Raw genomic sequence first — 20,214 nt, 5'->3', positions numbered from 1 at the left:
ACGCGACATCTGGAGCGGGGACGCGCTGTCGGAGCCGGTACGGGGACGTGCGGAGCGGGACGTGCGAAACATCGCGTTCAGGGTAAAACCGCAGGCCATACGGCGTTCGGCGGCGTTTCCGACATGCCGATGCTCAACCGGAAATGCGCGATCGACCGTTGAATCTGTAGGATTGCTAAACGTTCAACTTTGACGACCCCGAAGGGCGGGATGTGCATCTCGACATCTGGCTACTCCTCGGGGCCGCGCTCGTACTCTGCGCCATCATCGCGGTCAGGCTGTCCCACAAGGCGGGACTCCCGACCCTGCTGGCGTACATGGCCCTCGGCCTCTTCATCGGCGAGTCCGGTCCCCTCCACATCCGCTTCGACGACGCCGAACTCGCCGAGACGCTCGGGCTCGCCGCCCTCGTCCTGATCCTCGCGGAAGGCGGCATCACCACCGACTGGCGGCGCATGCGGCCGTCGGTGCCCGCCGCGGTCAGCGTGTCCATCATCGGCACCCTGATCAGCATCGGCATCGTGGCGGCCGCCGCCATCTGGCTGATCGGAATGGACTGGCGCCCCGCGTTCCTGCTCGGCGCCGTGCTCGCGCCGACCGACGCCGCGGCCGTGTTCTCCGTGCTGCGCCGATTGCCCCTGCCCTCGCGGCTGATGGGCCTGCTGGAGGGCGAGTCCGGCTTCAACGACGCCCCCGTCGTCATCATCGTGGTCACCCTCAGCGCCCACAGCGCCGCCCCCAACCTGGCCGAACTGTTCGGCGTGATGGTGTACGAACTGGTCGCGGGCGCCGTCATCGGCATCGCGATCGGCTGGCTCGGCGCGCAGGGGCTGCGCCGCATCGCGCTGCCCGCGTCCGGCCTCTACCCCATCGCGGTGATGTCGCTGGCCGTCGGCTCCTACGGCATGGCGTCGCTGCTGCACGCGAGCGGGTTCCTCGCCGTCTACGTGAGCGCGCTGGTGCTCGGGAACTCGCGGCTTCCGCACCGTCCCGCCACCCGCGGCTTCGCCGAGGGCGTCGGATGGCTCGCCCAGATCGGGCTGTTCGTGATGCTCGGGCTGCTGGCCGACCCCGGCGACCTCCCCGGCCAGATCCTGCCCGCGCTGATCATCGGGTTCGTGCTGCTGCTGATCGCCCGTCCGGTATCGGTCGTGCTGTCCACGGTCGGGTTCAAGCTGACCTGGGGCGAGAAGATCTTCACCTCCTGGGCCGGGCTGCGCGGCGCCGTGCCGATCGTCCTCGCCACCATCCCGATGGTCGCCGACATCCCGAACGCCGACCGGCTGTTCGCGATCGTCTTCAACATCGTCGTCCTGTTCACCCTGCTCCAGGGGCCGACGCTGCCGCTCGTCGCGCGCTGGTGCCGGCTGTCCGGCGACGAGCAGACCCGCGAGCTGGACGTGGAGGCCGCGCCGCTGGAGGAGCTGCACGCCGACCTGCTGGAGGTCCGGATCCCCGCCGACTCGATGCTGAGCGGCGTGGAGATCTTCGAGCTGCGGCTGCCGCCGGGCGCGTCCGTCACCCTCATCGTGCGGGAAGGGTCGAGCTTCGTCCCCGAACCCACCACGCCCTTGCAGTCCGGTGACACCCTCCTGGTCGTGACCACCGACTCCGTGCGCGAAGCGGCGGAGCGGCGGCTGCGCGCGGTCAGCCGCAAGGGCAAGCTGGCGGGCTGGTTCGGCGAGACCGGCACCTGATGCGCCCGCCCACGGCCCGCCCGCGGCCCGCCTTGGGACGAACCCGCAGGTCTGAGGTACGGGGCTTCGAGGGACGGATTCGTGACCGGCCTGGGAACAGGCCGGGGGCGAATCCTGTTCCACGCATGGGTACCATTAGCAGTCGTTCAGAGTGAGTGCCAGTCCGGACTCCGCCGGGCTGAGTCAGCTAGGAGGAACCGTGCCGACGTATCAGTACGTTTGCACCGAGTGCGGCGAGCCTCTGGAGGTCGTGCAGAAGTTCAGCGACGACGCGCTGACCGAATGCCCGGCGTGCACCGGCAAGCTCCGCAAGGTCTTCTCCGCGGCGGGAATCATCTTCAAGGGGTCGGGCTTCTACCGCACCGACAGCCGCGGCTCCGGCAAGTCGTCCTCGACCGCGGGCTCGTCGTCGAGCGCCTCGTCCAACGGCTCGTCGGGCGGCTCCGCCAACGGCTCCTCGGGCGACTCCGGCTCGGCGGGCTCGTCCTCGTCGTCCTCCGGCGCGTCGGCGTCGTCCGGCGGCGACTCCTCGTCGTCCAGCAAGTCCTCGTCGTCCGAAAAGGTCGCCTGACCTCCTAGGACTCCTTTACGCCCGACCCGGCGGAACCCCTGCGGATCCGCCGGGCCTTCGGCGTTCCCGGGCGCCGGCTACATCTCAAGAGGTAGCCGGCGCCCTTCTCATGCCCCGCGCGGGGTAGCGGAGTTCCCTTCTCGCGCCGGACGCGCACGGCACGCCTCCTCGCGACGATGAGGAGTAGGGAACGGCCCGCCCCGGCGCTCCGGCCGACTCCGGCCCGCTTCGGTCCGCTCTGGTCTCCGTTCCCGCCGCACCGTCCTCGGGGATTTCGAGATAGTACTTGACATCTCTCGGGGAGCGAGACATTCTGAGTCATCGCGACATATCTCGTCTTTCAGTGCCCCAGGAGAGGAACATGAGCGCACCGAGCCCGGCTCCCCCCAGACCCCCGTCCCACCGGCTCGCCGGACTGATCGCCGGACGGCGCACCAAATGGGCCGTCCTGGCCCTGTGGATCGTCCTGCTGATGGCCCTCGGCCCGCTCGCCGGCAAGCTCGGCGACGTCGAGGAGAACGACGCGGCCGCCTGGCTCCCCGCGGGCGCCGAGTCGACCCAGGTCGTCGAGCTGGAGGAGCAGTTCCGCAAGGACGAGACGATGCCCGCCGTCATCGTCTACGAGCGGTCCGGCGGGATCACCGCGGCCGACCGCGCCAAAGCCGCCGCGGACGTGGGCGCGCTGCAGAAGCTCCCGGGCGCCCAGAAGGTGGCGGGGCCGTTCCCGTCCCAGGACGGCAAAGCGCTGCAGACTCTCGTGCCCCTCACGGACGTGGACATCACCGCCGCCGTCGACGAGGCGCGCGACATCGCCAAGCGCGGGCCTCCCGGGCTGACCGCCCACGTCACCGGCCCCGCCGGCAGCGGCGCCGACATGTTCAAGGTCTTCAACAGCCTCGACGGCTTCCTGCTCATGGCCGCGGGCGCCGTCGTCATCGTCCTGCTGCTCTTCATCTACCGCAGCCCTCTTCTGTGGATCGTCCCGGTACTCAGCGCCGTCTTCGCCCTGGGGCTCGCCCAGTCGTCGGTGTACCTGCTCGCCAAGTACGGCGACCTCACCGTCAACGGGCAGAGCGCTGGCATCCTGACCGTCCTCGTCTTCGGTGTCGCGACCGACTACGCCTTGCTGCTCGTGGCCCGCTACCGGGAAGAACTGCACCGCCATGAGGACCGGCACGAAGCGATGGCCTTCGCGCTGCACCGCGCGGCGCCCGCCATCATCGCCTCCGCCGCCACCGTCGCGGTCGGCCTGCTGTGCCTGCTGCTCGCCGACATGAACTCCACCGCGGGCATGGGTCCCGTCGCCGCCGCCGGCGTGCTCACCGCCCTGGCGGCCATGACCACGCTGCTGCCCGCCCTCCTTGTCATCTTCGGCCGGTGGCTGTTCTGGCCGCTCGTGCCCCGGTACGACGAGAAGTACCTCAAGCCGGAGGCGTACGACGCCGAGCACAACGTGTGGAGCCGCATAGCCGCCTTCGTCGGCAGGCGCCCGCGCGCGCTCTGGGCCGTCACCATGCTCGGTCTGATCGTCCTCACACTGGGGCTGGGGTCGCTCAAGGCGGACGGCCTGACCGACGCCGGACAGTTCACCGGCACTCCCGACTCCGTGAAGGGCTCGAAGGTCGTCGCCCAGCACTTCCCCGCGGGATCGGGCTCCCCCGCCGTCGTCATCGGCCGGGCGCCGGCGTCCGACCAGCTGGCCCAGACCCTGCGCGGGACGTCCGGCATCGCCGAGGTGTCCTCGCCGGTGACCGTGAACGGCCTGGTCAAGTACGAGGCGGTGCTGAAGGACCCGGCCGACGGCGAGGCCGCGCGCAAGACCATCGACCGGCTGCGCACCGCGGTGCACGCCGTCCCGTCCGCGGACGCGAAGGTCGGCGGCACCACCGCGACGTCGCTCGACATCAAGCGCGCCTCCGCCCGCGACAACAAGGTGATCATCCCGATCGTGCTGGCCGTGGTGTTCCTGATCCTCATCGCGCTGCTGCGCGCCGCCGTCGCGCCGCTGCTGATGATCGGCACCGTCGTGCTGTCGTTCCTGGCCTCGCTCGGCGCCTGCGCGCTGATCTTCGAGCACGGCTTCGGCTTCGAGGGCGCCGACGCCGGGTTCCCGCTGCTGGCGTTCATCTTCCTGGTCGCGCTCGGGGTCGACTACAACATCTTCCTGATGCACCGGGTGCGGGAGGAGGCGCAGACCCTCGGCACGCGCCGCGGCATCCAGCGCGGCCTCACCGTCACCGGCGGCGTGATCACCTCGGCCGGGCTGGTGCTGGCGGCCACGTTCGCGGCCATGGTCACGCTGCCGCTGGTCAGCATGGTGGAGATGGGCTTCGTGGTCGCGTTCGGCGTCCTGCTCGACACGCTCATCGTCCGGTCCCTGCTGCTCCCGGCCCTGGCGCACGACATCGGCCGGCGGATCTGGACGCCGGGACGGCTCGCCCGCGAGGAGCCGGCCGCCGAGCCCAAGGTCCTGGACCCGGTCGGCTGACGGCACCGGGGGGAGAGGGCGCGCGTGCCCTCTCCCCCCGGGTTATCCACAATCGGCGGACGACCTGCCGGGCCCGGCGGGCGGGTGGCTAGTGTCGGCGCCATGTCCACTTCCGGTTCCCAGCCCACCGCCGAGATCGGGGTCATCGGCGGCTCGGGCTTCTACTCGTTCCTCGACGACATCGAAGAGGTGCGGGTCGACACCCCCTACGGCCCGCCGAGCGACCCCATCGCGGTCGGCGAGCTGGCCGGCCGCCGCGTCGCCTTCGTCCCCCGGCACGGCCGCGACCACCGGTTCCCGCCCCACCGGATCCCCTACCGGGCCAACATGTGGGCGCTGCGCTCCCTGGGCGTCCGGCAGGTCCTCGCGCCCTGCGCGGTCGGCTCCCTGACGCCGCGGTACGGGCCCGGCACGCTCGCCGTCCCCGACCAGCTCGCCGACCGGACGTCCGGGCGCGAGCAGACCTACTACGACGCCGGCGGCGCGGTCCACGTGTCGTTCTCCGACCCGTACTGCCCCACCGGCCGCCGCACCGCCCTCGAATCGGCCCGCGCCACCGGCTGGGACCCCGTCGACCGCGGCACGCTCGTCGTCATCGAAGGGCCCCGGTTCTCCACCCGCGCCGAATCCCAGTGGTTCGCCTCCCAGGACTGGACGCTCATCGGGATGACCGGCCACCCCGAGGCCGTCCTCGCCCGCGAGCTGGCGCTCTGCTACACCTCCCTCTGCCTCGTCACCGACCTCGACGCGGGCATCGAGGAAGGCGAGGGCGTCACCATGCAGGAGGTGCTCCGCGTCTTCGGCCAGAACATCGACCGGCTCCGCGCCCTCGTCGCCGACACGGTCAAGGCGCTGCCCACCGAGCGCGCCTGCCCGTGCCCCAGCGCCCTGGACGGCCTGGAACTCCCCCTGGACCTCCCATGAGACCCGCCCGCCTGCGGCGGCCGCTGGCGGCGCTGTTCGCCGCGGCCGCCGCGGGCCTCGCCCTCCTCGCGCTGCGGCCCGGGCCTCCCCCGTCCGTCCGCGTCCTCGCCGCCGCCCGCGACCTCCCCGCGGGAAAGACCCTGACCGCCTCCGACGTCCACCGCGTCGCCGTCCCGCCGTCCGCCGTCCCGTCCGGCGCCCTCCGCAGGGCCGCCGGCCACACCCTCGCCGGGCCCATGCGCCAAGGCGAACCCTTGACCGACGCCCGCGTCCTGGGCGACGCCCTCCTCCACGGCTACGGCCCCGGCACGGTGGCGACCCCCGTCCGCATCGCCGACCCGGACGCCGTCCGCCTCCTCCACCCCGGCGACCACATAGACGTCCTCACCGCTCCGACCCCGGAGACACCCACCTCCACCCAGCAGCCACCGGACGCCCCCGCAGGCACGGCCAAGCTCGTGGTCTCGGACGTCCCCGTCATCGCGACGCCACCGGCAGACGACGACAACCCTCAAGAGGGAGCACTGATCGTCCTGGCGACCACCAGACCCCAAGCCCTGACCCTGACAACCGCCGGCCCCCACCTCTCCCTGACCATCACCACCCACTGACCCCCGAGCGTTCACGGCGCAGACATGACCTCGGCACCCTCCGGCCGGTGACCGCAGTCCCGTCCACGCCCCCGAGCGTCCACGCCGCACGCGCAACCTCGGCACCTCCGGCCGGTGACAACAATCCCTTCCGCAAACGGCGTTAGCGGTTGAAGCTCTGCCCCTGGTTCTTTGGCAGCCGTCGGCCGTTGGCTCTGCGTCAGTTGTGGTGGTGCGTGCGGTGTTTGTGGGACGGGAGTTGCCTGAGGTCAACTTGGCTAAGCGGGGAGTGTTCATTACCATCCGCCGTTCCGGCGCCCTTGTCGATCTATGGGCGTTCCCCGACACCCCCTGGAGTGCTCATGAGCGGATTCAAGAAGTTCCTCTTCCGCGGGAACCTGGTCGACCTCGCGGTCGCCTTCGTCGTCGGCGCGGCGTTCGCGGGCCTCGTCAAGGACTTCGCGAACTCGTTCATCACCCCGCTGATCGCCCTCCTCGGCGGGAAGCCCGACTACACGCGGCTGGCTGTCACCATCAACGGCACGACGTTCCCCTACGGGGTCTTCGTCACCTCGGCGATCGCGTTCACCATCACCGCGGCGATCGTCTACTTCCTGGTCGTCCTGCCGACCGCGAAGCTGATCGAGCGGATGGACCGCGGCAAGGAGGCCACCGAGCGCGAGTGCCCGCAGTGCCTCAGCGACATCCCGGTGAAGGCCAGCCGCTGCCGCTACTGCACCTCGGAGGTCGTCCCCGCCACCGAGGTCCCCTACTAAGCCCCGGTGGCGCGGGGGCGGGGCCGGTCAGTCGTTCTCGGTTCCGAACTCCCAGTGCCAGGGCTCGAACGGGTTGCTGTAGGCCCATGCCGGGTGGATCCAGCCGTACCTTCCGGCGTGGGCCTCCATCCAGTTGAACTGGAGGGAGCCCGAGTTCTGGACGCCGCCGCACAGGTCGAGCGCCTGCCCCTTGCCGTGGTTGCTCGTCCCGGGGACGGCCGCGAAGCCGGGGCGGCGGGCGTAGACGGAGTGCTGCTCGGCCAGGCTCCGGTACGCGTCCGTCACGCACATGTCGCGGCCGAACCGGCGCTTGTACGCGGTGTTCAGTTTGTAGAAGGAGAGCGCCGCGTCGGCCCGCAGCTTGTGGCCGCCCTTCTGCGGCAGCGCGCACAGGTACTTCGCCGGGATCAGCCCGTTCGGGAACTTCTTCGCGTCCGCGGCGAGGCTCTTGTCGCAGCCGAGCTCCAGCCGCTTCTGCCGGCTCACCGCGAGCTTGTCGAGCATGTCGTTGAGCTGCTTCGTCAGCTGCGCCGACTTGGTCTTCAGCCCGTCCACCTCCTGCTGGAGGCGGGTCTGCTCGACCGCGTTGCGCGACTGCAGGTCCTGCGCGGTGGAGGCGAGCTGCTGGCGCCGGTTCTGCAGCTCGTCGGCACGGTCCACGAGCGCCTGCTGCGACCGGGCGAGCAGCGTCACGTCCGCCGTCGAGCGCAGCGCCTGGCCCGGGTCGCCGCCGCCGAAGATCGACATGGATCCGGCGGCGCCGCTCTGCTGGTAGGACGTGTTCGCCAGCCGGGCCAGCGGCTCCCGGATCCGGTTCAGCTCGGCCTCGGCCACGGCGAGGTCCTTCAGCGTGCCGCGCAGCTTCACCTGCGAGGCGGCGAGGTCCTTCTGCCGGCCCTTCATCTGATCGGTGGCCTTCTCCAGCTCGTCGCGAGCCTTGGACGCCTCGCGCCGCAGCGACTCCAGCGAGTCGGCCCGGCCCGCGGCGGCGGCGCCGTGCGGTGACAGCACCGCCATCACCAGGAAGACCGCGGTCAGCGCCGCCGACCGGGTGTACGGCACGGTGGTTTTCCTCCAGATGCCCAAATGCGGAACAGCGGCAGAACGCTACTACAGGTTCTACGATGACCTGCGCGTAACCGGTTCAGCGGTCACCGTAACCGTGGCGCTCGCACCAGCGGCGCATCCACCAGACATCATCCCAGCCCGCCGGGCACGGTCGCCGCACCCGCCTCGTCGGGGTCGGCGACGGCTCCGGCGACGCGGTCCGCCGCGGCCTCGTCACCGGTGCGGGCGCCCGCTTCGGCACCTTCGTCGCGATCTGCGGCTCCGACTCGGGCGGCACGTACTCGCCGTACGTCGGCTCGGTCTCCGGCGTGGCCGGCGTGGCGTTGCGCGCCGTGGTCCCGGCGGTCTCCGGCCGCTCCCGGACGGGCTCGTCCCGCATCCCGACCGCGATCACGGACGCCACCAGCACGGGCACCAGGAAAGCGGCGGAGATCACCGCGACCTGTCTGCCCCGGGACGCACCGCGCTCTTCCGCCTCGTCTTCGGCGCCCTTGAGCTTCGGCTGACCGCGATGCCGTCCCGTCACGGGACCGAAGCGTACAGACACGGGGCCCACGCGGCCTAGAGCCCCGGGTGCACCCATAAGAAGAAGCGTTCACCGCTCCCTTTCCCCTACCCTGTACGTGCCGTCCGCTACGCTCTAGCGCGAGCGACGACATGCCTCCGTAGCTCAGGGGATAGAGCACCGCTCTCCTAAAGCGGGTGTCGCAGGTTCGAATCCTGCCGGGGGCGCACAGGACGTGGAACTCAGTCCCATCCCGCTTGGGCGGCCAGGGCGGTGCGGTAGAAGGCGTCCATTCGGAATTGCTCCGGAGCGGTGGGGTCGGGCATCCCGTGGGCGGGTGTGGTCGCCTCGGTCTCGTCCTTCAGTGGTGGGGCAGTGCCCTCTGCCGGTGGGGTGCGCGTGACGAGTTCCAGTACTGTCGCGTTTTCGGACGAGTCCGGCACCTCGATCACCAGTGAGGGGCCGGTGGCATCGGTCAGCATGCCGGGGTTGCGGGGCGACGCCTCGTGAACGTCCTCTAGGTGCTTCGTCCCCAGCAGGACGGTGCCGCCGACCACCACGATCCTCATGTCGGGCCCTCCCTTTCTCGCTCTCACCAGGTACGACCGGGCACCTCGCGGGCCTGTGACAGTCGCCGCGGGGCCGGGGCCGCCGGCGATGCCCGGGGTCACGGGGGCGGGTCCCCTAGGGGGTCACGGATGCGAACGGGGCACGGGCCCGGGGAACCTGTCTTCATGCGCAGATATCCGGTCGTCAAGCACGTACCGTTCGGATCAGAGGAGAAGGAAGCCCGCCGCATGGCCGACCTGGACTATGGGTGGCGTCTCCGCGAGGTCATGGCTGAGCGCGGCATGTTCTCCACGACGGAACTGCGTCCGCTGCTGGCCGCTCGCGGCGTCGAACTGTCGGCGAGCCAGGTGTACCGGCTCGTGGTCGACAAGCCGGAGCGGCTGAACCTCCGCACGCTGATGGCGTTGCTGGACATCCTCGACTGCGCGATGGACGACCTGATCAAGCCGCCCTCCACGCGGGCCAAGCGCCGGCCGGAGTGACGCGGAGTACCGCCTCACTGACGGTGTGGGAGTCGTCGCAAGGCAAGCGTGTGGTTCGCGTACCCGGGCGGTGAGGGGGCGTCCCGTGGCCCCGGGCGGTGCCCCGGGTCTTCCTAGGGAGACTGCCCAGGCTGTCCCTGATGCGGCCGCGCCACGTGTCCGCACAGAGTTGTTGTGTCGGCGAAGGGTGTCCACCTGCGGGCTGAACGGAGGGGTCATGGCGGTCGAGCAGATGATTCGGGGGCGGAGCGGCGGCCTGGGGCGTACTCCCGGCACGGTCGGTGATCTCCCGCTCCGCGGCCGTGACCCCGAGCTGGGACTGCTGCTGGAACGGCTGTCCGCGCTGGCCGGCGGGGAGGGCGGGACGGTGCTGGTCGAGGGCCCGCCGGGCTCGGGGCGGACGCGGCTGCTCGCGGAGACCCGGGCGCGCGCCCTCGCGGCAGGTCTTTCCTGCCGGCACGGGGCCGGTGCGTTCAGCGGGCTCCCCGTCCCTCTCGGGCCGCTGCTGGAAGCGCTGTCCACTGGCCCGGCACCGCTGCTCGGCGCCACGGCTCCGGTTGCCGCCGACCCGGCCGACCTGCGCTCGTGGACGCTGCGGGAGGTCCGGAGCAGGCTGGCGCGGAGTGCGGCGCGGCGGCCGCTGGTGGTCTGCCTCGACGACGTGCAGTGGTGCGATCCGGCGACGCTGGAGGCCCTGGCGATGCTCATGGACGGCCTGGCGGACGCCCCGGTCCTGTGGGTGACGGCGGTCGGGCCCGCGCCCGCGGACGCGTCCGGAGCGCTGGACCTGATCCGGGAGAGCGCCGGGCATCGGGTCGTTCTCGGTCCGCTCCCCGATCGCGCGGTCGCCGCGCTGGCGGCCGATGTGCTGCGGGCCGAGCCCGGTGAGACCGTGATGCGCGCCGTCCAGGGTGCGCAGGGCACGCCGCGGCTGGTCGTCGAGCTGCTCCGCGGCCTGCGGGAGGAAGGGCGCGTGACGGTCCGGGACGGCGTGGCCTCGGTGGCCGGTGCGACGATCCCGCGCCGGGTCCGCGCCATGGTGCGGGGGCGGCTCGACCAGCTGCCGCCGGACGCGCGGGAGGGCCTGCGCGTCGCGTCGGTGCTCGACCGGCCCTTCACCGCCGGGGAGCTGGGCGACCTCACCGGGGTTCCGACGGACGAGGCGGCCGTGATGGCGGACGAGGCCGTCCGCGCCGGGTTCCTCCGTCCGGCGGGGGCGCTGCTGGCCTTCCGCCATGACCTGGTGCGACAGGCGGTCTCCGAGACCCTCTCTGCGGCGCTGCGTCGCTACCTGCGGCGCGAGGCGGTCGACGTCCGGCTGGCGAGGGGCGACAGTGCGGTGGACGTCGCCGCCGCGCTCGCCGAGGCCGCGGTGCCGGGCGACCGGCGGGCCGTGGAGCTGCTGCGCGAGGCGGCGGCCGAGTTGGCGGCTTCCGCGCCTTCCCGGGCGGCGAGGCTGAGCCGCAGGGCGCTGGAATTGGCGGCGCCGACCGGCCCGGACACCGCCGAGATCGCCGGTGAGACGGTGGAGCTGCTCGGCGCGGACGGCCAGTACGCCGAGGCCAGGGCCTTGGCCGATGCTGCGCTCGACGGCTGTCTCACCCCGGACGGCGAGGCGCGGCTGCGGTTGGCGGTGGCTCGTCTGGTGAGCCCTTCCTACGCCGTCGAGGCGGTTCGCCACTGCCGGGTCGGGCTGTCGCTGCCGGACCTGCCGGACGCGCTGCGCGCCCGACTATCGGCCGCCGAAGCGCTGTACCTCTCCCAATCGGGGGACGCCGGGCAGCCGACCGCTGCGGCCGGAGTCGATGACGCCACGGCGCTCGCCGCGGACGCCTGGGCCGCGCTGTCCCGGCTGGACCCGCCTCTTGCTCTCGATCTCCAGGCTCGCGCTGCCGCCCGCTCGGGTCAGCCGCAGTGGACGCCGGAGGTCTGCGGGCGCGCGTTCGCCCTCACCGCGTCCGGGCATACGGAGGCGGCGCTGCGGGAGGCCGACGCCGGCGCCCGCGCCGCCCGGCGGACCGGGCACGCGGCCGCAGCGGCCCTGTGGTCGATGAGCCGCGCCCGGATCCTGTTCGACGCGGGCCGGCTCGCCGCCGCGCGCAACGAGGCCGGCGCCGCCCTGGCCGGTGCGGGTGCCCTGGCCGAGGGCGACTTCGCCGACACCACGGCCCGGTACGCGCTCGGCCGCGCGTCCGTGACGCTCGGGGACCGGGAGGGCATCCGCCGCTGCGCCGCCGACGGGGCGCGGATGATGGACGCCGAGGCGTCCGCGGTCCGGCGCACCGGCGCCTGGATGGCCGCGCTGGCGGCGGACGCCCTAGGCGACACCGCCCGCGTCGCCGAACTACTCGAACCCGCGTGGGACGGCGCGGACAGGTCGCCCGGCGCCCCGCCCGACCCCGCCGACCTCGTCGTCCTCGCGCGCCTCGCGCTGGGCGCCGGGCGGCCCGGTCTCGCGGCCGCCGCCGCCGAGCGCGCCGCCGGTCTCGATCCCGCGTTCCCGCTGCTGCGGGGCGTCGCGGCGCAGGCGCGCGGAGTCGTCGACGACGACCCCGACCTGCTGCTGCACGCGGTCAAGCTGTTCAAGGACGCGGAACGGCCGCTGGTCCACGCCTCGGCGGCCGAGGACGCGGGCCGGGTCCTCGGCGCGGCCGGCGACCCCGCCGCGCAGGACCTCCTGCACACCGCGCTCGACCTGTACGAGGAGGCGGGCGCCGCGCGTGACGCCGCCCGCGTCCGGCGCCGGCTGCGCCAGCTCGGCGTGCGCCGGGCGCCCCGGACCCGGGACGGGTCGCGGGAGGGACGGTGGGGGCTGACGGCGGCGGAGGTCACCGTGGCCCGCCTGGTGGCACAGGGCGCCACCAACCGGCAGGTCGCCGAGCAGCTGTCCCTGTCGCGCCACACGGTCAACACCCACCTGCGGAACGTCTACACCAAGTGGGGCATCAACTCCCGGGTGGACCTGGCCCGCCTCGTCCTGGCCCGCGAAGCCGCATAACCCAGCGTCCCTCACCGCTCACGCCGGGCCGCCTGGCCCGTCCGCAGCAGTCCCGCCAATGGCCCTAACGCCGAACAGTCGATGCGCGCTTCGGAGTGGCGTTGCGCGTTTTTCGACATATTGCATTGGATAATGGGATGTTGCATTAGATGACAGTCCGGTCGTCCTGGCGCCACCGGTGCTGCGCGGCACGGAAGACAGGGTTGAATGCCCGAAAAGTCGGATTCTGTGGGTGGCCGGTCCGCGTTCGGGACGGAGCGGCCGCCGCCGCTGGTGGGCAGGGCCGCGGAGCGCGGGATGCTCGAACGGCTGCTCACCGACGTCCGGAGCGGCGGAAGTCCGGTGCTGGTGCTGCGCGGTGCGGCCGGCATCGGCAAGTCGGCCCTGCTGGACCACCTCACCGCGGAGGCCGCGGGATGCCGGATCGCGGCGGCCGCCGGGGTCCGGACGGAGATGGAACTGCCGTTCGCGGCCGTCCACCAGCTGTGCGTGCCGATGCTGGATCTGCTCGACGGCCTGCCCGCGCGGCAGCGGCACGCGCTCGGCACGGCGTTCGGGATGCGCGCCGGTCCGGTCCCCGACCTCTCCGTGCTCGGCGCCGCCGTCCTCGGCCTGCTGGCCCGTGCCGCCGAGCAGCGCCCGCTGGTGTGCGTGGTCGACGACGCCCAGTGGCTCGACCCAGCCTCGGCGCGGCTCCTCACCGAGGCCGCCCGAGGTCTCGCGGTGGCGAGCACGGCTCTCATCTTCGCCGTCCGTGAGCCCGCCGAGGCGAACGTCCTGCCGGATCTGCCCGCGCTGGAGGTCGGCGGGCTGCCGGACGACGACGCGCGCACGCTCATCGGCCGGGCCGTCCCGGGGCCGCTGGACGAGCGGGTCCGCGACCGGATCCTGTCCGAAGCGCGCGGCAATCCGCGTGCGCTGCTCGAACTCCCCCGCGCCGTGTCGGCGGGCGGGTTCCCGGCGGCGGCCACCGGGGCGGCGGCGCCGGACCGGCTCCGGCGAAGGCTCGACGGTCTGCCGCCCGGCGCCCAGACGGTGCTGCTGCTGGCCGCCGCCGAACCCGCCGGCGATCCGGGCCTGCTGCGGCGCGCCGCCGCGCTGCTCGGCGCCGACACGGCGGCGGTCGAAGCGGCCGGTGAGCTGGTCGAGGTCGGCGACCTGGTGCGCTTCCGGGATCCGTTCGACCGCTCCGCGGTGTACGACGCGGCCGGTCCGCGGGAGCGCCGCCGGGTCCACCGGGCGCTGGCGGAGGCGACCGGCGACGCCGACGCCGACCGGCGCGCCTGGCATCGCGCGCACGGCGCCGCGCACCCCGACGAGGGCGTCGCCGCCGACCTCGAACGCTCCGCCGGGCGCGCCCGGGAGCGCGGCGGCCTGGCCGCCGCCGCGGCCTTCCTGGAGCGGGCTGCGGCGCTCACCCCCGAGGCCGGGCGGCAGGCCGAACGCGTCCTCGCCGCCGCCGAGGCCGCGCACCTCGCCGGCGCGCTCGCGTCGGCGCGGGCGCTGCTGGCGGCGGCCGGGACCGGGCCGCTCGGCAGGCTCCAGCAGGCCCGCGCGGACGTCCTGCGGGGCCGGCTCGACTTCGCCGCGCACCGGGGCGGCGACGCCCCGCTGCTGCTCGTCCGGGCCGCCGAGCGGCTCGAACCGCTCGACTCCGGCCGCGCTCGCGCGGCCTACCTGGACGCGGTGTCCGCCGCGATGTTCGCCGGACGGCTGGCCCGTCCCGGCGGCGGCGTGCAGGAGGTGGCCCGCGCCGCCGGCGCGGCGCCCCGGCCCCCGCAAGCCCCACGCGCGTCCGACCTGCTCCTGGACGGGTTCGCGATCCTGGGCAAGGAGGGGACCTCGGCGGCGGCGCCCGTGCTCCGGCAGGCCCTGGCCGCGTTCGGCGACGGCCTGTCCGCCGACGAGGAGCTGGGCCGGCTGTGGCCGGCCTGCGTCGCCGCGTGGCATCTCTGGGACGACGCCCGGCTGGTGGAGCTGTCCGCCCGGTTCGTCGAGCTGGCGCGCGGCGCCGGTGCGCTCGGCGAACTGCCGCTCGCCCTCACCATGCGCGCCCAGGTGCTGCTGCTCACTGGCGACCTGGCCGCCGCCGAAGCCCTGATCGACGAGGTGCCGGACGCGATGGAGGCGGCGGGCGGACGGCTCGCGCCGTACGGGGCGCTGGCGCTCGCCGCGTTACGCGGCCGGGAGACCGAGACGTCCGCGCTGGTCGAGGCCACCGCCGCGGAGGCGACCGAGCGCGGGGAGGGCCTCGGGATCGCCGCGGCGGAGCTGGCGACCGCCGTGCTCGGCAACGGGCTCGGCCGCTACGGCGACGCGCTGGCGTCCGCCGAGCGGGCCGCCGGCCACGAGCGGGACCCGGGCGTGGGGAACTGGGCCGCGGTGGAGCTCGTCGAGGCGGCGGCGCGGTCCGGGAGCGGCGAGGCGGCGGCCGGGGCGCTGCGCCGCGTCACCGAGACAGCCGCGGCCGGGGGCACCGATTGGGCGCTCGGGGTCGCGGCCCGCTCGCGGGCGCTGCTGGCGGACGACGCGGACGCCGAGCGCCTGCACCTGGAGTCGATCGACCGCCTCGGCCGGACCCTCGTCCGTGCCGACCTCGCCCGCGCCCACCTGCTCTACGGTGAGCGCCTGCGCCGCGAGCGCCGCCGCGCCGAGGCCCGCGAGCATCTGCGCACCGCCCTCGACCTGTTCACCGGGAGCGGCATGGCGGCCTTCGCCCACCGGGCTGCGCGCGAGCTCCGGGCCACCGGGGAGGCCGTCCGGGAGCGCACCGCCGAGACCGCGGAGGCGCTCACCCCCCGGGAGGCGGAGATCGCCGGGCTGGCCCGCGCCGGCCTGACGAACAAGGAGATCGCCACCCGCCTGTACGTCAGTCCCCGCACCGTCGAGCACCACCTGCGCCAGGTCTTCACGAAACTCGGCATCACCTCACGCCACCAGCTCGAAGACCACCTCTGACCCCCCGTGTCGCCGCCCCGCACTCCCAGGGGCACTGGGGCCTGCCTAGGGCCCCGGCCAGGTATGTCCCTGATGCGACCGCGCCCCGTACCCGGCGAGAGTGTGGGATACCGGCGGCGATGGTCCGCCGGGCCGGACGGAGGAGGCGGCGGGGCATGGCGGTCGAGGAGACGGCGCGTGAGGCGGGAAGCGGCGTGCGCCCATCGACCGGCGTTCTCCCGCTGCGGGGCCGCGACGCCGAAGTGGCCGAACTGACCGGATGGCTGGCGCGGCTGCGCGCCGGGCAGGGCGGGGTCCTGCTCGTCGAGGGGGCTCCGGGGGCCGGCAAGAGCCGCCTCGTGCGGGAGGCTCTGGCCATCGCAGAGGACCTCCCGGTCCGGGTCCTCGCGGGGGCGGGCGAGCGCGAGCGGCGGAACGTTCCGTTCGGGGCGCTGTTGCGGGCGCTGGCCTCGGACGGGAGCCCCGCCGCCGACGCCGGCGCGCTCCGGACGCTCTCCGAGTCCGCCGAGCAGCGGTACTGGCTGTTCCGGGCGCTGCGCGACGAGGTGGAGCAGGCCGCGCGGGAGCGGCCCTTGCTCGTCGTCCTCGACGACCTCCAGTGGTGCGACGCGGGGACGCTGCTGGCCCTGCGCACCCTGCCGGCGCGGCTGTCCGCGCACCCGGTCCGCTGGCTGGTCACCGTCCGCACCGGGTCGCCCGGCACCGACGTGCGGGCCACCGTCGCCCGGCTCGCCGACCTCGGCGCCCGCACGATGCGCCTCGGCCCGCTGCCGGCGGACGCCGTCGCCCGGATCGCCGGCGACCTCCTCGGCGCCGAGCCCGGCGCGGACGTCCTCGCCCTGGTCCGGCGAGCCGAGGGCCGGCCGCTGCTGGTGACCGAGATCGTCCGCGGGCTCACCGGCGAGGGCGCCGTCACCCGGACGGACGGGACGGCGCACCTGACCGGCCGGCACTCGCCGGTCCACTCCTACGGCTCCGCGCGGCGCATGCTCGGGCACCTGTCGCCCGTCGCCCGCGACGTGCTCCGGCTCGCGTCGGTGCTCGGCCGCGACCTGGACGCCGGACGGCTCGCCGACCTCGGCGGGTACGGCGTCGCCGAGGTCGTGGCGGCGCTCCAGGAGGCCGTCGACGCCGACCTCGTCCGCCCCAGCGACCCCCTCGCCTTCCGGCACGACCTCGTCCGCGAGGCCGTCCGCGGGACGGTCCCCGCGGCGCGGCGGCGGGCGCTGCGCAAGCGGGCCGCCGAGCTGAGCCTGGCGCAGGGCATGCCCATCGGCCAGGTCGCCCTGGCCATGGCGGAGACCGCCGAGCCCGGTGACGCCGACGCCGCCGCGCTGCTGCGCAGGGCCCTGGCCGAACTGGCGGAGACCGCGCCGGAGGCCGCCGCGCCGATCGCCCGGCAGGCCGTCGCGCTCGCGCCGGCGGGCTCGCCGGAACGGGCCGCCGCCGCCGCCGAGGCCGTCCCGCTGCTCGCCCGCGTCGGCCGGGGCGGCGAGGGCCGCAGGCTCGCCGACTCGGTCCTGGACGGTCCGCTGCCCGCCGCCGTCGAGGGCCGGATCCGGCTGGCCGCGGCGCTGTCGGCGTTGCAGGGATCGTTCACCGAGGCGCTGCGGTACAGCCGGGCGGGGGTCCGCCTCGACGGGCTGCCCGGCGGCATGCGCGCCCAACTGATGGCGGTGCAGTGCGTTTCCACCGTCCTGTCCGGTGACATGGCCGCCGCCGAACGGCTGCTCGCGCCCGCCGCCGAGGCCGCCGAGCAGACCGGGGACGGCACGGCCCTGGCGCTGGTCCGCACCGCCGACTCCGTCACCCGGGCCCGCCGGCTGGACTTCGCCGCCGCCGAGCGCCTCGCCGCCGCGGCCGTCGCCGCCACGCCCGGTCCGGCCGCGCTGGTCGGGCCGGCCGTCTGGAGGGCGTCGCTGCACGGCATGACCGGGCGCGTGGACGAGGGGCTGCGCGAGGCGGCGGACGGCATCGCCGCGGCGCGCCGCCCCGGCCGCGTCCAGGGCCTGACCCTGTGGCTGGCCACGCACGCCCGCCTGCTGCTGGCGGCGGGCCGGCTGGCCGAGGCGCGGGCGCAGGCCGAGGCCGCGCTCGCGATGGCCGAGGAGTCCGGCGCGGGCGAGGCCATCTCCTTCGACGCGCTGTGCGTGGTCGGACGCGTCGGGGCGCTGACGGGTGAGTCCGCCGCCGCGAACCCCGCCGCCACCGCGTTCGCGTCCGCGCACCCGTCCGCACGCGGGGGGCGGATGGTCGGCGCGGGCGAGGCCGACGGGCTGCGCCGGCCGGGCGCCTGGCCGGCGGACGATCCCCGCTTCGTGCGGATGGCGCTGGGCGCCGGCCGTTCCGACCATGCCGCGGCCGTGGTCGCCGAGGCCGAGCGCAGGGCCGCGCTGAACCCCGGCGTCCCGTTCTTCGCGGCGGTCGCCGCGCACGCGAGCGGGCTGCTGGACGACGACGCCGCCCCGGTGCTGCGGGCCGTCGCGATCCTGCGCGGATGCCCCTACCCGCTGGCGCTCGCCTCCGCCCTGGAGGACGCCGGGCGGCTGCTCCTGAACGCCGACCGCGACGCGGCCGTCGCGCACCTCACCGAGGCCGGGGACGGCTACGCCCGGACAGGCGCCGAGAGCGAGGCGGCGCGGGTCCGGCGGAGGCTGGGCGACGCAGGGCGGCCGCAGCGGCGGCGGCCGAAGCCCCGCCGGGCGGCGCGGGGCTGGCACGCGCTCACCCCGGCCGAGCGGCGGGTCGCCGCGCTCGTCGCCGAAGGCGCGACCAACCGCGAGGCCGCCGCGCGGCTCTTCCTGTCCCCCGCCACGGTCGGCACGCACGTCATGCACGTCTTCCAAAAGCTCGGAGTTAATTCGCGCGTGCAGCTCACACGCCTTTACCTGGAGCACGAGGAGACCGCCGGCTGACGTACCGGCGGGCAAAGTCGGAACCGTTCCGAGCGGACGGTTCCGACCTTTCCGTATACCCATCTCAACTCTCAGTCACGGCCGTTCTCATAACGCATGTTCCGCTCTCCCTAAGCACCATTCTCCGATCTCATGCGTTCGTGTCATGCCACTTCATGACGCTCAAGAGAAGGTAAGGGAGGTAAGCCTGGTTCGTCCGGTGAAGCGCCTGCCCTGGGAGGACGGAATGACGTACGACCACCACAGCGAAGGCCGCCCGACGACCAGCACCGCATACGGCGACGGAACTATTGTTTCGAGGGCTGCAGTGAGCACGCATTGCGCAGAACAGGACCGGGCGAGTTCCCTCGACGGGGCCGCCGCCACCTTCATCGAAATACGTCCGCGGCTCTTCGGCATCGCCTACCGGATGCTCCTCAGCAGGGCGGAGGCCGAGGACATCGTCCAGGACGCCTGGCTGCGCTGGCAGCACACCGAGCACGCCGCCATCGCCAACCCGGCGGCGTTCCTGACGCTGATCACGACGCGGCTGGCCCTCAACGCCCTGCAGTCCGCCCGGGTCCGCCGCGAGACCTGCGTCGGCTCCTGGATCCCCGAGCCCGTCGACCACGGCGCCGATCCGGCCGCCGGGGCCGAACGGGAGGAGGCGCTCGGACGCGCGCTGCTGCTCCTGCTCGAACGGCTGACGCCGGCCCAGCGCGCCGCCTACGTCCTCCGGGTGGCCTTCCTCTACCCCTACGAGCAGATCGCCGAGATCATCCAGCTCAGCCCGGCCAACGTCCGGCAGCTGGTGAGCCGCGCCCGCAAGCACCTGAGCACCGGACGGGCCGAGCCCACCGACACCGGCGAGCACCGCCGCCTCCTGGTGACCTTCCTCGCGGCCCAGGACGGGGACATCGCGGCCCTGGAGGCGCACTTCGCCGCGGACGTCGTCAGCTCCGCCGCCGGCGGGACGGCGCGGCTGCCGCGGATCGGCGCCAACCGGTGGCGCGGCCCCGCCCGCCGCACGCAGCGCCCCGGCACCGCCCGCCCCGGTCCCGCCCGTCCCGGCCAACTGCGCCTGCCGCAGCCGGCACCCGCCTGACCGGCGCTCCAGCCGAACCCGGGCGGACCGTTCGGCCGCCCGCGCACTGCGCTCACCCGGATGACCAGTTGAACCGCGGCGCTCCGCCGCGCCTGAGGAGGTACTCATGAGTGCGAGACCGGCTCGCCGGAAGTTGGGGTTGTGGATGGCCACGGCTCTGGTGGTGGGCAACATGATCGGGTCGGGTGTGTTCCTGCTGCCCAGCTCGCTGGCGGAGTTCGGGCCGATCAGCCTGGTGGCGTGGGGGTTCACCGCGGCGGGGGCGATCCTGCTGGCGCTGGTGTTCGCACGCCTGTCGCGGGCCTACCCCCGAACCGGGGGCCCGTACGCCTACGCGCGGCGCGCGTTCGGTGATTTCGTGGGGTTCCAGACCGCGTGGGGCTACTGGATCGCGGTGTGGGCGGGCAACGCCGCGATCGCGGTGGCGTTCGTGGGCTACCTGGCGCATTTCTGGCCGTCGCTGGGCCAGGACAAGGTGGCGGCCGCGGCGGTCGGGGTCGCGACGATCTGGCTGCTGACCGCGGTCAACGCCTACGGCGTCCGCGAGGGCGGCGCCGTCCAGGTCGTCACCACCGTCGTCAAGCTGGT

The 20,214-nt window shown here is 74.1% G+C and carries 15 protein-coding genes and 1 tRNA gene; 13 read left to right on the top strand and 3 right to left on the bottom strand.

The genetic code is table 11. From position 1 onward, the window contains the following. The first annotated feature begins 212 nt into the window (after positions 1-212). The 6 genes from AB0K34_RS20290 (at position 213) to mscL (ending at position 7,046) form a co-directional block, all read left to right on the top strand. Positions 213-1,697 (top strand): potassium/proton antiporter, encoded by a 1,485-nt coding sequence (locus AB0K34_RS20290; protein ID WP_301176589.1) that lies wholly within the window; start codon positions 213-215, stop codon positions 1,695-1,697. Between the two features lie 199 nt (positions 1,698-1,896). Continuing rightward, positions 1,897-2,268 carry an FmdB family zinc ribbon protein gene (locus tag AB0K34_RS20285; RefSeq protein ID WP_138642062.1) on the top strand — a complete coding sequence of 124 codons (372 nt, stop codon included), beginning with the start codon at positions 1,897-1,899 and terminating at the stop codon, positions 2,266-2,268. Positions 2,269-2,629: 361 nt separating this feature from the next. After that, positions 2,630-4,756: an MMPL family transporter gene (locus AB0K34_RS20280; protein ID WP_301176590.1), complete on the top strand. Its 2,127-nt coding sequence runs from the start codon at positions 2,630-2,632 to the stop codon at positions 4,754-4,756. Between the two features lie 102 nt (positions 4,757-4,858). Continuing rightward, on the top strand, positions 4,859-5,680 hold the full coding sequence (locus tag AB0K34_RS20275) for an S-methyl-5'-thioadenosine phosphorylase (RefSeq protein ID WP_301176591.1): 822 nt from the start codon (positions 4,859-4,861) through the stop codon (positions 5,678-5,680). Continuing rightward, positions 5,677-6,291 carry an RcpC/CpaB family pilus assembly protein gene (locus tag AB0K34_RS20270; protein ID WP_301176592.1) on the top strand — a complete coding sequence of 205 codons (615 nt, stop codon included), beginning with the start codon at positions 5,677-5,679 and terminating at the stop codon, positions 6,289-6,291. The genes AB0K34_RS20275 and AB0K34_RS20270 overlap by 4 nt, the downstream gene beginning before the upstream one ends. Positions 6,292-6,632: 341 nt before the next feature. After that, positions 6,633-7,046: a large conductance mechanosensitive channel protein MscL gene (mscL, locus tag AB0K34_RS20265; protein ID WP_301176593.1), complete on the top strand. Its 414-nt coding sequence runs from the start codon at positions 6,633-6,635 to the stop codon at positions 7,044-7,046. Between the two features lie 27 nt (positions 7,047-7,073). Here mscL and AB0K34_RS20260 read toward each other — a convergent pair whose 3' ends face one another. Together AB0K34_RS20260 and AB0K34_RS20255 are read right to left on the bottom strand one after the other, a co-directional pair. Beyond that, the gene (locus AB0K34_RS20260; protein WP_138642161.1) at positions 7,074-8,108 is read right to left on the bottom strand and encodes a D-alanyl-D-alanine carboxypeptidase family protein; all 1,035 of its coding nucleotides are present in this window, start codon (positions 8,106-8,108) and stop codon (positions 7,074-7,076) included. Positions 8,109-8,190: 82 nt separating this feature from the next. Next, positions 8,191-8,640, bottom strand: coding sequence for a hypothetical protein (locus AB0K34_RS20255; RefSeq protein WP_301176594.1), 450 nt, complete (start codon positions 8,638-8,640; stop codon positions 8,191-8,193). Between the two features lie 133 nt (positions 8,641-8,773). Here AB0K34_RS20255 and AB0K34_RS20250 point away from each other — a divergent pair. Further along, a tRNA-Arg gene (locus tag AB0K34_RS20250) sits at positions 8,774-8,846 on the top strand. Positions 8,847-8,861: 15 nt separating this feature from the next. Here the strand turns inward: AB0K34_RS20250 and AB0K34_RS20245 are convergent. Beyond that, on the bottom strand, positions 8,862-9,188 hold the full coding sequence (locus AB0K34_RS20245) for a hypothetical protein (protein WP_301176595.1): 327 nt from the start codon (positions 9,186-9,188) through the stop codon (positions 8,862-8,864). 165 nt (positions 9,189-9,353) lie between these two features. Here AB0K34_RS20245 and AB0K34_RS20240 point away from each other — a divergent pair, with 165 nt between their 5' ends. From AB0K34_RS20240 to AB0K34_RS20215, 6 genes are all read left to right on the top strand, one after another. Then, positions 9,354-9,671: a helix-turn-helix transcriptional regulator gene (locus tag AB0K34_RS20240; protein WP_301176596.1), complete on the top strand. Its 318-nt coding sequence runs from the start codon at positions 9,354-9,356 to the stop codon at positions 9,669-9,671. A gap of 217 nt (positions 9,672-9,888) precedes the next feature. Continuing rightward, entirely contained in the window at positions 9,889-12,669 is a 2,781-nt protein-coding gene (locus tag AB0K34_RS20235) for a LuxR family transcriptional regulator (RefSeq protein WP_301176597.1), read from the top strand. A 228-nt stretch (positions 12,670-12,897) separates the two neighbouring features. Next, positions 12,898-15,627 carry an AAA family ATPase gene (locus AB0K34_RS20230; RefSeq protein ID WP_364550243.1) on the top strand — a complete coding sequence of 910 codons (2,730 nt, stop codon included), beginning with the start codon at positions 12,898-12,900 and terminating at the stop codon, positions 15,625-15,627. Positions 15,628-15,782: 155 nt separating this feature from the next. Next, positions 15,783-18,542 (top strand): LuxR family transcriptional regulator, encoded by a 2,760-nt coding sequence (locus AB0K34_RS20225; protein WP_301178199.1) that lies wholly within the window; start codon positions 15,783-15,785, stop codon positions 18,540-18,542. A gap of 307 nt (positions 18,543-18,849) precedes the next feature. Then, positions 18,850-19,626, top strand: coding sequence for a sigma-70 family RNA polymerase sigma factor (locus AB0K34_RS20220; RefSeq protein ID WP_301178198.1), 777 nt, complete (start codon positions 18,850-18,852; stop codon positions 19,624-19,626). A gap of 145 nt (positions 19,627-19,771) precedes the next feature. Continuing rightward, the coding region (locus tag AB0K34_RS20215) for an amino acid permease (RefSeq protein WP_364550241.1) at positions 19,772-20,214 on the top strand (443 nt) is incomplete at its 3' end.

The sequence above is a fragment of the Actinomadura sp. NPDC049382 genome (assembly GCF_040677125.1).
Classification (GTDB): Bacteria; Actinomycetota; Actinomycetes; order Streptosporangiales; family Streptosporangiaceae; genus Spirillospora; species Spirillospora geliboluensis.
The sequence above is the reverse complement of the archived record's forward strand: the minus strand, read 5'-3'. Positions and strand labels throughout refer to the sequence as shown.

Excerpts from the sequence above, each read along its gene's own strand:
- AB0K34_RS20280 (WP_301176590.1), top strand. The coding sequence starts at position 2,630 with ATGAGCGCACCGAGCCCGGCTCCCCCCAGACCCCCGTCCCACCGGCTC.
- AB0K34_RS20275 (WP_301176591.1), top strand. The coding sequence starts at position 4,859 with ATGTCCACTTCCGGTTCCCAGCCCACCGCCGAGATCGGGGTCATCGGC.
- AB0K34_RS20270 (WP_301176592.1), top strand. The coding sequence starts at position 5,677 with ATGAGACCCGCCCGCCTGCGGCGGCCGCTGGCGGCGCTGTTCGCCGCG.
- mscL (WP_301176593.1), top strand. The coding sequence starts at position 6,633 with ATGAGCGGATTCAAGAAGTTCCTCTTCCGCGGGAACCTGGTCGACCTC.
- AB0K34_RS20245 (WP_301176595.1), bottom strand. The coding sequence starts at position 9,188 with ATGAGGATCGTGGTGGTCGGCGGCACCGTCCTGCTGGGGACGAAGCAC.
- AB0K34_RS20240 (WP_301176596.1), top strand. The coding sequence starts at position 9,354 with ATGCGCAGATATCCGGTCGTCAAGCACGTACCGTTCGGATCAGAGGAG.
- AB0K34_RS20235 (WP_301176597.1), top strand. The coding sequence starts at position 9,889 with ATGGCGGTCGAGCAGATGATTCGGGGGCGGAGCGGCGGCCTGGGGCGT.
- AB0K34_RS20225 (WP_301178199.1), top strand. The coding sequence starts at position 15,783 with ATGGCGGTCGAGGAGACGGCGCGTGAGGCGGGAAGCGGCGTGCGCCCA.